The following is a 13,029-nucleotide window of genomic DNA, read 5'->3' as shown; positions in this document are numbered from 1 at the left end:
GCGAACAGGTTACAGCAGCAAGAAAAGCTTCGTGGCCAGTTCCTTGTCGATGTGGCCGCGGTAGATGTCGATTTTCTGGTGAGGGGTTTGTGCCTTGGCCAGTGCCGTGGCATTGGTTGCGAAGCGCTGTTCTTTGGTTTTCAGGCTGGCCGCAGTGTAGTCGACGTCGTCGCTATTTAATGTTTCGTAATGAAAGTGTGCATACCACAAGGGCCGATTCTCACGGTTCAACAGAACGTATTCCTGCAAAAAGTCCTGGCGTCCGGTTTTCAGTTGAATGCGCTCGCCGTTTTTTTGTGGATGAATTTCGTTGCGACTCAACAGATATTCTACGGCTGCGCTGGTAGGGGCTTGGGCCAGGGACATTTTGGTGCGCAGTTGCGTTGCCTTGTCGTTGATTGTTTGTGCCTGGCCCCGTAGCTTACTGACGAATGCGGCATCGTTTTGCGAGTTTGGCGGTGTGTGTTCATGGTCTTTCAGGCGGTCCGCATAGTCGATGAGATTCTTTGCCGTGTTCTGCAAGCTCTCTTCGATTCCCTTTGGGTGGCTCGTCCCTCGTGCGTAGCCTTCAAATTTTTGCATCAGTTCATCGATTTTTGCCAACGCCTTTCGAGCATCGCCCATGAGTTGCGGATAGGGAGTGGCTCGCGGTTTCGGTGCGGGTGTTCTGGCTTTTTCGATTTCTACCCAGGCATTCGGCTTATGTTCGTGGAAGGAGGCCAGTGGCTGGTCTTCGAAAGGGCTTTTGATGTCGACAATGTCTGCGCCCTGTTTGGCAACTCGCGGCCGGACGTCACCGATCATTGCGCCATTGACAGTTTTGATGACCCGCTTGCGGGAGGGCGATGAAGAGGGGCGGTTGGCGGGAAGTTGGTCCGCTGTCGATTTCGGGGAGGACCTTTCAGAGTCCGCCAGGTTCTGCAGCTCATCAGCCAGACGGCGCTCGGCATCATCGTGCAATTGTCCGACGATTTCACACAGACGGCTGAACGGGGCCAGCTGCAATTCCTCGGTTCTGAAAATGCCGATACTTGTGAGCCCGAGCTTTGCTGTGTCGTAGTGTTCGATCAGGTTGTCCAGTACGGCAATACGATCGCCGCTTTCATAGTGCTGTAAAGCTTGTAGCTCAATATGGGACGTGGACAACAACAGCAGTGGCTCTATAGCGCTGAACAGTGCTGCTGACGTGTCGCTGCCAGGTACTTTGGCACTGAGGGTGGGCAAAGTGACCACTTGGTTGAACCTGGTACGCAGAGCGGTCGCTTGATTATCGGGCCTGTTGCTGGTCAATCGCTGCCAGGCCTTGGCGCCCTGGGGTGACATCGATTTAAGTTCGTGAAGCAGGTTCCCCACCTCTTCATGGAGCTTTATCAACGTCTCGTAGATTTCGGAGCTCTTGCCCATGTATTCCAACAGACCATCCACTACGACAGTGCCTTCGGTGTGCATGGCTGTGTAGATCTGCAAAGCATTACTGTTGGAATGGGGGTAATTGCGCTCAGTGGCTTCGAGATCCAGGCCTGCTATGGCGATTAACGCCCTAACATTGTTGACAAGACTATTCAGCAGGTCGCACTGGAGTTGAGTAGTGTAAGGATCAACCCTCAGCTCATCCAGTTTCCTGGTCTCGGCCAGCAGCGTGACATAGCTTGTGCTTTGAGTGTCGAGTTCGACGACGTAACGTTGCCTGAACTTCGCCCGCTCTTGTTCGGAGCATGACGGATCGTTTTGTTTGCTCAGCATGACGTTGTACGTGACATCAACGCGTTTTTGCATTTGCTCCTGTTGCCCCAGGTATTTCTGGATATTCTGCGTCAGTTCAGCAGTGCGCTGCTGCTTTTGGTCCTTCATCGCGGCGATTCTATTCTTACGGCCATCCCCGGGCGGCTTCGGTCCCGCCACAGATGAGTCACGCACTGGCTTTTTTTCCGCTGATTGCACGGGCGACACTAATTCCGCCTGTCCCTGGCAAACGAGTTTCACCGCTTGTGCAATGGGTGTGGGGTCTATTGGACGGTCGTTGTTTGCGGGAGGGCGGCTGGATGAGGAGCCGCTTGCAGATGGAATCATTTCTTGCCGTCCATGGGGAGTCGATGCGTACCACCATAGGGGGGACGGCAAGTCGGGTTCTGACAAAAAACGCTCATGGTTACAATTCGCTTGGCGGCATGAGTAAGCCAAACACGGGCATAGGCCGTCCATAGACACTCGATCACCCTCCGCAATACCCGACCATTCACCCGGGCCGCATCTACCCCCGGTTAACAAAACATAACGTGGCGTCGATTGTCAGACATTAAAAAACACCGATAGGATAAGCCAGCTTCCGAAGGGGCTCTGGATTGCGGGTTTCAGGACTATGCTCTGAAACAGCCGGTCCAGACACGCACCCTTGCGGCGCCCAGAAAGGTTGAACGACCTAACAATAATAATGGGGGAAGGTCTATGAGTGAGCCTGTCATGGGTGTGGGTATCTGCCGCCCGCCGGCACTACGCAAATTCGCGTTGCTGGCTACAGCGCTCTCGCTGTTGGGCTGTGCCGCGTGGTCGGCGTCTGTACTGGCGGCTGACGCGCCGGCAGCCGACGTTGTTTATTCCGTTGAATCGGCCAAGGCCAGCAAAAGCCTGGTCCTCGACGTCGTGCACGCGGGCAAGCGCCTGGTGGCGGTCGGGGATCGTGGGCACATCCTGTATTCCGATGACCAGGGCGCCACCTGGACCCAGGCCAAGGTCCCGACCCGGGCCCTGCTCACGTCGGTGTTCTTTGTCGATGACAAGCACGGCTGGGCCGTCGGCCATGACGCGCAGATCCTCGCCAGCGAGGACGGTGGTACGACCTGGACCAAGCAGTTCGAAGATCTGAAACGCGAATCGCCGCTGCTCGATGTCTGGTTCCAGGACGTCAACAGCGGCTTTGCCGTGGGCGCTTACGGCTCTTTGATGGAAACCACCGACGGTGGCAAACATTGGGAAGACGCCAGCGACCGCCTGGACAACGAAGACCAGTACCACCTGAACGCGATTGCCGCGGTCAAGGATGCCGGGCTGTTCATCGTCGGCGAGCAGGGCAGCATGTTCCGCTCAGCGGACTGGGGCCAGACCTGGGAGAAACTCGAAGGTCCGTACGAAGGCTCGTTGTTCGGTGTGATCGGCACGGCACAGCCCAATACGCTGCTGGCCTACGGACTGCGCGGCAATCTTTACCGTTCCACGGATTTCGGCAGCACCTGGGAGCAAGTCGAGCTCAAGGCCGAACGCGGCGAGCTGGAGTTCGGGCTGTCCGGCGGCACGTTGCTCGACGATGGTTCCATCGTGATCGTCGGCAATGGCGGCTCGGTGATTCGCAGCAGCGACGATGGCGAAACCTTCACGGTGGTCAACCGTCCGGACCGTATTTCCGTCTCGGCAGTGACTGCAGCAGGCAATGGCAATCTGGTTCTGGCCGGGCAGGGCGGCGTTCGCGTCACTTCGCCGAACGGCACCGAGTCGGGCAAATGAGCCGGGTTAATAACAAGAAGGCGGAGCTATGACTTCCTTGAGTACTCATCACCAGGACAAGGCGACGTTCCTCGAGCGCCTGATCTTCAACAACCGCCCGGCAGTGATCACGATCTGCCTGCTGGTCAGCATCTTCCTGTTCTGGCAGGCCACGCTGATTCGTCCGTCCACCAGTTTCGAAAAAATGATCCCGCTGGAGCATCCCTTCATCCAGAAGATGATGGAGCACCGCAACGATCTGGCGAACCTGGGCAACACCGTGCGGATCTCGGTGGAGGCCACCGACGGCGACATCTTCTCCAAGGAATACATGGAGACCCTGCGTCAGATCAACGACGAGGTGTTCTACATCTCCGGTGTCGACCGTTCCGGCCTCAAGTCGCTGTGGAGTCCGAGCGTACGCTGGACCGAAGTGACGGAAGAGGGCTTCGCTGGCGGTGAAGTGATTCCGCAAAGCTACAACGGCTCCCAGGCCAGCCTCGATTTGCTGCGCAACAACGTGCTCAAGTCCGGTCAGGTCGGGCGGCTGGTGTCCAACGACTTCAAGTCGAGCATCGTCGACATCCCGTTGCTGGAGTCCTACCCGGACCCGCAAGATCAGGGCAAGCTGCTGGCGCTGGACTATCGCAAGTTCTCCCACGAGCTTGAAGACAAGATCCGCACCAAGTTCGAAGCGCAGAACCCGAACGTGAAGATCCACATCGTCGGTTTCGCCAAGAAAGTCGGCGACCTGATCGATGGCCTGGTGATGGTGGTGATGTTCTTCGGAATCGCCTTCGTCATTACCCTGATCCTCCTGCTTTGGTTCACCAACTGCCTGCGCAGTACCGTCGCCGTGTTGAGCACGACGCTGGTGGCGGTGGTCTGGCAACTGGGGTTGATGCACTTCTTCGGCTTCGGGCTTGACCCCTATTCGATGCTGGTGCCGTTCCTGATCTTCGCCATCGGTATTTCCCACGGCGTGCAGAAGATCAACGGCATCGCCCTGCAATCGAGTGAGGCGGACAACGCCCTGACGGCGGCGCGCCGGACTTTCCGTCAATTGTTCCTGCCGGGGATGATCGCGATCCTCGCGGATGCTGTGGGTTTCATCACGCTGCTGATCATCGATATCGGCGTGATCCGTGAGCTGGCGATTGGCGCGTCCATCGGTGTGGCGGTGATCGTGTTCACCAACCTGATCCTGCTGCCGGTGGCGATTTCCTATGTCGGCATCAGCAAGCGTGCCGTGGCCCGCAGCAAGAAAGACGCAACCCGCGAACATCCGTTCTGGCGCTTGCTGGCGAATTTCGCCAGCGCCAAAGTTGCACCGGTTTCCATCCTGCTGGCGCTGATCGCCTTTGGTGGCGGCCTATGGTACAGCCAGAACCTGAAGATCGGCGACCTCGACCAGGGTGCCCCGGAGCTGCGTCCGGACTCGCGCTACAACAAGGACAACAACTTCATCATCAATAACTACTCCACCAGTTCCGATGTGTTGGTGGTGATGGTCAAGACCAAGGCCGAAGGTTGCTCGCGCTACGAAGCCATGGCGCCGATCGACGAGTTGATGTGGAAGATGCAGAACACCGAGGGCGTGCAGTCGGCGATCTCGCTGGTGACCGTGTCCAAGCAGATGATCAAGGGCATGAACGAGGGCAACCTGAAATGGGAAACCCTGTCGCGCAACCCTGATGTGCTGAACAACTCCATTGCCCGCGCCGACGGCCTGTACAACAACAGCTGTTCCCTGGCGCCGGTGCTGGTGTTCCTCAACGATCACAAGGCTGAGACCCTGGATCGCGCGGTGCATGCAGTGCAGGAGTTCGCCAGGGAAAACAACAAGGACGGCCTGGAGTTCATCCTCGCGGCCGGTAACGCCGGTATCGAGGCGGCCACCAACGAGGTGATCAAGAAGTCCGAGCTGACCATCCTGATCCTGGTGTACATCTGCGTTGCGGTCATGTGCATGATCACCTTCCGTTCCTGGGCGGCGACCTTGTGCATCGTGCTGCCGCTGGTGCTGACCTCGGTACTCGGCAACGCCCTGATGGCCTTCATGGGCATCGGCGTGAAAGTGGCAACCCTGCCGGTCGTGGCGCTTGGGGTGGGGATCGGCGTGGATTACGGCATCTACATCTACAGCCGCCTGGAAAGCTTCCTGCGTGCCGGCCTGCCGCTGCAAGAGGCGTATTACCAGACGCTGAAGTCCACCGGTAAGGCCGTGCTGTTTACCGGTCTGTGCCTGGCCATCGGCGTGTGCACCTGGATCTTCTCGGCCATCAAGTTCCAGGCCGACATGGGGCTGATGCTGACCTTCATGCTGTTGTGGAACATGTTCGGTGCGCTGTGGCTGTTGCCGGCACTGGCGCGGTTCCTGATCAAGCCTGAGAAGCTGGCGGGGCAGAAAGGCAATTCGTTGTTCGCCCACTGATCCAGGCTGAAATGAAAAAGCCGCAACCTCAGGGTTGCGGCTTTTTTTATATCTCAAATTCGCACCAGTCCCTGTTGTAGGAGCGAGCTTGCTCGCGATGGTGTGTCAGCTACATTGACTCCGACTGATACTCCATCGCGAGCAAGCTCGCTCCTACTAGGGGCCGGTAATCAGGCGGGATCGCTGCCCAGCACCACATTCAACGCACTGCGCGCATCATCGAGTTGCACCAGCGTCGCATGCCGCGCACCGAGGGCGTCGCGGTTTTCGATGGCGGTCAGGATCGCCTTGTGCCGGGGCAGCGCCAGTTCATGCAGGTTCGGCCGTTGGTTCGAGTGCTTCAAGGCTTCGGCGATAGCCACCGAGAGCATATTGCACAGGTTGGCCAGCAAGTCGTTGTGCGTTGCGTCGGCGATGCGACTGTGGAAGTCCAGGTCAGGTTGCAACAGTGCCTCCGGCGTCGGCGCAGCTTCCATGCGCTGGTAGGCCTCACCGATGGAGGCAATGTCTGCTTCCGTGGCGAATTGCGCGGCGAGGGCGGCAGCGGCCGGTTCGATGATGCTGCGCACACTGGTCAGCAAGTCGAAAAACTGATTCTGCGGGCTGCTCTGCATCAACCAGTGCAGCACGTCCGGGTCGAGCATGTGCCAGTCCTTGCGCGGCTTGACCACGGTGCCGACTCGCGGGCGGGAATACACCAGGCCCTTGGCAACCAGTACCCGGGTGGCTTCACGCAGCACCGGTCGGCTGACCGCATATTCTTCGCACAACAGCGCCTCGGCGGGCAGTTTGTCGTCCGGCAGGAAACGTCCCGAGACGATCTGCATCCCCAGTTCCTGGACGATGCGCGAGTGCATGCTTTTGCGGTCGGAGGGTTTGCGGTAATCCATGGGGAACGGCGCGGTCCTGTGCGAATAGGTGTCGCGCATGATAGCAGGCGCGGCGAGTCGACTGTAGGAGCGAGCTCGCTCGCGATGGACGTCAACGATAACGTGGGGAACCTGACACCCCGCGGCGGTCTCGGGTCCATCGCGAGCAAGCTCGCTCCTACAGGGGGAGGTGGTGTCAGTGGGAATGACGCGGCACTTCGGCTCCGCGGCAGCCGACCAGGAAGTCGAAGTCGCAACCCTGGTCCGCTTGCAGCACGTGGTCGATGTACAGCTGACGGTAGCCACCCACCAGCAACTGCTGTGGCGGTTGCAGGTCGGCCATGCGCGCGGCCAGTTCGGCGTCCGGAATGTCCAGGTGCAAGCGGCCGCTGGCGCAATCGAGTTCGATCCAGTCGCCTTCTTTCACCGCAGCCAGCGGTCCGCCGGCGGCCGCTTCTGGGGCAACGTGCAGGACAACGGTACCGTATGCCGTGCCGCTCATGCGCGCATCGGAAATCCGCACCATGTCGGTCACGCCCTGGGCCAGCAGCTTGGCCGGCAAGCCCATGTTGCCCACTTCGGCCATGCCTGGATAACCCTTCGGCCCGCAGTTTTTCATCACCAGGATCGAGTCGGCATCCACGTCCAGTTCCGGGTCGTTGATTCGCGCCTTGTACATGTCGAAGTTCTCGAACACCACCGCGCGGCCGCGATGCTGCATCAGTTCCGGCGTGGCAGCGGATGGCTTGAGCACAGCGCCCAGCGGTGCCAGGTTGCCGCGCAGCACACAGATACCGCCATCGGCACGGATCGGGTTGTTTAGGGTGCGGATCACTTCGTCTTCGCCGTAGATCGGCGCGTCCCTGGTGTTCTCGCCGATGGATTTGCCGTTGACGGTCAAGGCATTCGGGTTCGGGATCAGATTGGCTTCGCCGAGGCGGCGCAGTACCGCAGGCAATCCACCGGCGTAGTAGAACTCTTCCATCAGGAAGCGCCCGGAAGGTTGCAGGTCGACGATGGTCGGCATGCCACGGCCGATACGGGTCCAGTCGTCCAGGTCCAGTTCAACCCCGATGCGCCCGGCGATGGCTTTCAGGTGGATCACCGCGTTGGTCGAACCGCCGATGGCGGCATTGACGCGAATGGCATTTTCGAAGGCTTCCCTGGTGAGGATCTTCGACAGCTTCAAGTCTTCGCGCACCATCTCCACCGCACGCATGCCGGACATGTGCGCCAACACGTAGCGGCGTGCATCAACGGCGGGAATCGCCGCGTTGTGGGGCAGGGAAGTACCGAGTGCTTCGGCCATGCAGGCCATGGTCGAGGCGGTGCCCATGGTGTTGCAGGTGCCGGCCGAGCGAGACATGCCGCCCTCGGCCGCAAGGAAGTCATCGATGCTGATGGTGCCGGCCTTGACCTGTTCGCTGAGCTGCCAGACCACGGTGCCGGAGCCGATGTCCTTGCCCTTGTGCTTGCCGTTGAGCATCGGCCCGCCAGTGACGACGATGGCCGGCACGTCGCAACTGGCGGCGCCCATCAGTAGCGCCGGAGTGGTCTTGTCGCAACCGGTCAGCAGCACGACGCCGTCAATCGGGTTGCCGCGAATGGCTTCTTCCACGTCCATGCTCGCCAGGTTGCGGGTGAGCATGGCGGTCGGGCGCAGGTTCGATTCGCCGTTGGAGAACACCGGAAACTCCACCGGGAAGCCGCCGGCCTCGATCACACCGCGTTTGACGTGCTCGGCAATCTGGCGGAAATGCGCGTTGCACGGGGTCAGTTCCGACCAGGTGTTGCAGATGCCGATGATCGGCTTGCCATGGAACTGGTGGTCGGCGATGCCCTGATTCTTCATCCAGCTGCGGTACATGAAGCCGTTCTTGTCGGCGGTGCCAAACCATTGGGCCGAGCGCAGGGTGGGTTTCTTATCAGACATGATCGATTCTCTTATTGTATGACTATATTGTTCGAGCTTAGGCGTAACATAAGCGCAATTTGCACTTTTTGGAAGTGTTGTTGATCAAATAGTATTACTATATAGTCCGCTCAAACGGAGGGATGGCCCTGGCGAACATTTCGCGAGAGGCGTCCCCCGAGGTTCTATAACAACAACAATCGGAGACCGATCTCATGAGCCAGGAACTGCGGCTTATCCGTCGCATTACGTTGAAACTGATTCCCTTCCTGATCCTGCTGTACCTGATCGCCTATGTGGACCGCTCCGCCGTGGGGTTCGCCAAGCTGCACATGGGTGCCGACATCGGTCTGGGCGATGCGGCTTACGGCCTGGGCGCAGGGCTGTTCTTCATCGGTTACTTCCTGCTGGAAATCCCCAGTAACCTGATGCTCGATCGCTTCGGTGCCCGGCGCTGGTTCGCGCGAATCATGGTCACCTGGGGCGCCATCACCATCGGCATGGCGTTCGTCCAGGGACCGAACAGTTTCTATCTGATGCGTTTCCTGCTCGGTGCCGCCGAGGCCGGGTTCTTTCCGGGTGTCCTGTACTACATCACCCAATGGTTCCCGGTGCGCCATCGCGGCAAGATCCTCGGGTTGTTCATCCTGTCGCAACCCATTGCGATGATGATCACCGGCCCGGTGTCCGGTGGCTTGCTGGGCATGGACGGTGTGCTGGGGCTGCACGGCTGGCAGTGGCTGTTCATCGTCATCGGTACCCCGGCGATCCTGTTGACCTGGCCGGTACTGCGTTACCTGCCGGACGGCCCGCAACAAGTGAAGTGGATGGACCAGGCGGAAAAGGACTGGCTCAGTGGTGAGCTGAAAAAGGATCTGGACGCGTACGGCCAGACCCGCCATGGCAATCCGCTGCACGCCCTCAAGGACAAGCGCGTGCTGCTGTTGGCGCTGTTCTACCTGCCGGTGACGCTGAGCATCTATGGCCTGGGTTTGTGGCTGCCGACCCTGATCAAGCAGTTTGGCGGCAGCGACCTGGTGACCGGATTCGTCTCGGCGGTGCCGTACATCTTTGGCATCGTCGGTCTGCTGATCATCCCGCGCAGTTCCGACCGCTTGAACGACCGCTACGGCCACCTCGCCGTGCTTTACGTGCTCGGTGCGATCGGCCTGTTCCTCAGCGCCTGGCTGTCGGTGCCGGTGCTGCAACTGGCGGCGTTGTGCCTGGTGGCATTCGCACTGTTCTCCTGCACGGCCGTGTTCTGGACCTTGCCGGGCCGCTTCTTTGCCGGCGCCAGTGCAGCGGCGGGGATCGCCTTGATCAACTCGGTGGGCAACCTCGGTGGCTACCTCGGTCCATTCGTGATCGGCGCACTCAAGGAATACACCGGCAACCTGGCTTCGGGCCTGTACTTCCTGTCTGGCGTGATGGTGTTCGGGCTGGTGTTGACCGGTGTGGTGTATCGCTTGCTGGAACGCCGGCACGTGTTGCCGGCCGATGAATTTGCGGCGAGTGCGCGTGGGGCGTCGCGTACCTGATTTTGAGGATTTACGCCGACCGAATGTGGGAGCGGGCTTGCTCGCGAAAGCGGAGTGTCAGTCACCGATGATGTCGGGTATGACGACCTCTTCGCGAGCAAGTCGGATCGCCGCACCGCCGCTCCCACATTGGTTCTGCAGCGTTTTGAAGAATTGTTTTACAGGAGAGTATTCATGCGTTTGGTTCAGTTCGAATTGAGTAACGGCGAACGCCGTGTCGGCGTTGTCGAGGACGGTTTGGTCCGTGAAGTGCAGGACGCGCGCACGGCTCGCGATCTGGCATTGGCGGCGATCGAGGCGGGCGCCAGCCTTGAGCAACAGGTGCAAGGTCTGGGGCTGGGCATCAGCCATGATTATGCCGAACTGCTGGCGAAACGGCGCATCCTGCCGCCTCTGGACCATCCGGACCCGGCGCACATGCTCATCAGCGGCACAGGCCTGACCCATCTGGGCAGCGCCTCGGCCCGGGACAAGATGCATCAGCAAAGTGGCGACGAAGCGGCGATGACCGACACCATGCGCATCTTCAAATGGGGCGTGGAGGGCGGCAAACCGGCGGCGGATGAAGCCGGTGTGCAACCGGAATGGTTCTACAAGGGCGACGGCAGCATTGTCGTGCGGCCAGGTCAACCTTTTCCGCTACCGCCATTCGCCGAAGATGCCGGTGAAGAGCCCGAGATCAGTGGCCTGTACGTGATCGGCCAAGACCGCAAACCGTATCGCCTGGGCTTTGCCGTGGGTAACGAATTCTCCGATCACGTCATGGAACGCAAGAACTACCTGTATCTGGCTCACTCGAAACTGCGCAGTTGCAGCTATGGCCCGGAACTGCGGGTCGGCGAACTTCCGCAGCATCTGGCGGGCACCAGCCGCATCCTGCGCGACGGCGAAGTGCTGTGGCAAAACGAGTTTCTCAGTGGTGAGGCGAACATGTGCCACAGCCTCGCCAACCTGGAATTCCATCATTTCAAGTACAGCCAGTTCCTGCGCCCGGGGGATGTGCATGTTCACTTCTTCGGCACCGCGACCCTGTCCTTTGCCGACGGCATTCGCACGCAACCGGGTGACGTGTTCGAGATCACCCAGGCCGAATTCGGCGCGCCGTTGATCAACGGCATCGCACCCGTCGCTGCGGCTTTCGAGCCCGGCACCGTCGGCACACTTTGAGGACTCACCCATGACCCGGATTCTTGGTCACAACTACATCGGCGGCCAACGCAGCGCTGCCGGCAGCATCAAGTTGCAGAGTGTCGATGCGACGACGGGCGAGGCCTTGTCCGGCGATTTTTATCAGGCGACACCGCTGGAAGTCGCTGCGGCGGCCGCCGCTGCAGCGGCCGCGTATCCGGCCTATCGCAGCCTGAGCGCGGAGCGACGGGCGCAGTTTCTCGATGCGATTGCCGATGAACTGGATGCCCTCGGTGATGATTTTGTCGCTGTGGTCTGCCGCGAAACAGCGTTGCCCGCAGGCCGGATTCAAGGTGAGCGTGGACGCACCAGCGGCCAGATGCGCCTGTTTGCCAAAGTCTTGCGTCGCGGTGATTTCTACGGTGCACGGATCGACCGGGCATTACCGGAGCGTCAGCCGTTGCCGCGTCCGGATCTGCGTCAATACCGTATCGGCCTCGGGCCGGTGGCTGTGTTCGGTGCCAGCAACTTTCCGCTGGCGTTCTCCACCGCCGGCGGCGATACCGCATCGGCACTCGCCGCCGGATGCCCGGTGGTGTTCAAGGCCCACAGCGGTCACATGGCCACGGCCGAGCAGGTGGCCGACGTAATCATTCGTGCCGCCGAGAAAACCGGCATGCCGGCGGGCGTGTTCAACATGATCTACGGCGCGGGTGTCGGCGAGACACTGGTCAAGCATCCGGCGATCCAGGCCGTGGGTTTCACTGGTTCGCTCAAGGGCGGTCGAGCCTTGTGCGACATGGCCGCGGCACGTGCGCAACCGATTCCGGTGTTCGCCGAGATGTCGAGCATCAACCCGGTGATCGTGTTGCCCGAGGCCTTGCAGGCGCGGGCGGACTCGATCGCCCGGGATCTCACGGCGTCGGTGGTCCAGGGCTGCGGGCAGTTCTGCACCAATCCCGGTTTGGTGATTGGCATTCGCTCTGCTTCGTTCAGCGCATTTGTGCAGCAAGTAGCCGGGTTGATGGCGGATCAACCGGCGCAAACCATGCTCAACGCCGGAACCTTGGGCAGCTATGGCCAAGGCTTGCAAAAACTGCTCGCGCATCCGGGCGTCAAGCACCTGGCCGGTCATCCGCAGCAGGGCAACCAGGCGCAGCCGCAGTTGTTCAAGGCCGATGTCAGCTTGCTGATCGACGGCGATGAAGTGCTGCAGGAGGAAGTGTTCGGTCCGGCCACCGTGGTGGTTGAGGTGGCCGATCACGCGCAACTGATGGCCGCCTTGAACGGCCTGCACGGCCAATTGACCGCCACCCTCATTGGCGAGCCGGCGGACTTCGAGCAGTTCACCGGGCTGACTGCGATGCTGGAACAGAAGGTCGGGCGAATCCTGCTCAATGGCTATCCGACTGGCGTGGAGGTCTGTGATTCGATGGTCCACGGCGGGCCTTACCCGGCAACGTCCGATGCGCGTGGTACGTCGGTGGGCACACTGGCCATCGATCGCTTCCTGCGACCGGTGTGCTTGCAGAACTACCCCGACAATCTGCTGCCGGATGCGCTGAAGAACGGCAATCCGATGCGTATCCAGCGACTGGTGGATGGCCAGCCATCGCGTGAGGCGCTGTAACAGACCAATACAATCCCTGTGGGAGCGGGCTTGCTCGCGAA

At 60.2% G+C, this 13,029-nt stretch carries 8 protein-coding genes; 5 read left to right on the top strand and 3 right to left on the bottom strand.

The window, feature by feature from the left end; all coding sequences use genetic code 11:
• Nucleotides 1-9: 9 nt before the first annotated feature.
• Complete coding sequence (locus tag AC06G5_RS17350) at nucleotides 10-2,070, bottom strand: hypothetical protein (RefSeq protein WP_413424686.1); 2,061 nt, start codon at nucleotides 2,068-2,070, stop codon at nucleotides 10-12.
• 375 nt (nucleotides 2,071-2,445) lie between these two features.
• Here AC06G5_RS17350 and AC06G5_RS17345 point away from each other — a divergent pair, with 375 nt between their 5' ends.
• Both AC06G5_RS17345 and AC06G5_RS17340 read left to right on the top strand, forming a co-directional pair.
• Entirely contained in the window at nucleotides 2,446-3,498 is a 1,053-nt protein-coding gene (locus AC06G5_RS17345; RefSeq protein WP_480457740.1) for a WD40/YVTN/BNR-like repeat-containing protein, read from the top strand.
• A 28-nt stretch (nucleotides 3,499-3,526) separates the two neighbouring features.
• Complete coding sequence (locus tag AC06G5_RS17340; protein WP_480457738.1) at nucleotides 3,527-5,911, top strand: efflux RND transporter permease subunit; 2,385 nt, start codon at nucleotides 3,527-3,529, stop codon at nucleotides 5,909-5,911.
• Between the two features lie 170 nt (nucleotides 5,912-6,081).
• Here AC06G5_RS17340 and AC06G5_RS17335 read toward each other — a convergent pair whose 3' ends face one another.
• Nucleotides 6,082-6,801: a FadR/GntR family transcriptional regulator gene (locus tag AC06G5_RS17335; protein WP_032829613.1), complete on the bottom strand. Its 720-nt coding sequence runs from the start codon at nucleotides 6,799-6,801 to the stop codon at nucleotides 6,082-6,084.
• A 175-nt stretch (nucleotides 6,802-6,976) separates the two neighbouring features.
• Nucleotides 6,977-8,713: an IlvD/Edd family dehydratase gene (locus tag AC06G5_RS17330; protein WP_413424680.1), complete on the bottom strand. Its 1,737-nt coding sequence runs from the start codon at nucleotides 8,711-8,713 to the stop codon at nucleotides 6,977-6,979.
• Between the two features lie 194 nt (nucleotides 8,714-8,907).
• On the opposite strand from AC06G5_RS17330, the gene AC06G5_RS17325 reads away from it, so the two are divergent.
• The 3 genes from AC06G5_RS17325 to AC06G5_RS17315 all read left to right on the top strand — a co-directional run bounded on the left by AC06G5_RS17325 (nucleotide 8,908) and on the right by AC06G5_RS17315 (nucleotide 12,988).
• Nucleotides 8,908-10,230 carry an MFS transporter gene (locus AC06G5_RS17325; protein WP_413424678.1) on the top strand — a complete coding sequence of 441 codons (1,323 nt, stop codon included), beginning with the start codon at nucleotides 8,908-8,910 and terminating at the stop codon, nucleotides 10,228-10,230.
• 174 nt (nucleotides 10,231-10,404) lie between these two features.
• Nucleotides 10,405-11,397 (top strand): AraD1 family protein, encoded by a 993-nt coding sequence (gene araD1 / locus AC06G5_RS17320; protein ID WP_413424676.1) that lies wholly within the window; start codon nucleotides 10,405-10,407, stop codon nucleotides 11,395-11,397.
• 10 nt (nucleotides 11,398-11,407) lie between these two features.
• Nucleotides 11,408-12,988: an aldehyde dehydrogenase (NADP(+)) gene (locus AC06G5_RS17315; RefSeq protein ID WP_413704639.1), complete on the top strand. Its 1,581-nt coding sequence runs from the start codon at nucleotides 11,408-11,410 to the stop codon at nucleotides 12,986-12,988.
• Nucleotides 12,989-13,029: the final 41 nt, after the last annotated feature.

This window comes from Pseudomonas sp. WT-JTC, assembly GCF_056711565.1.
This window is presented reverse-complemented; position numbering and strand designations above follow the sequence as displayed.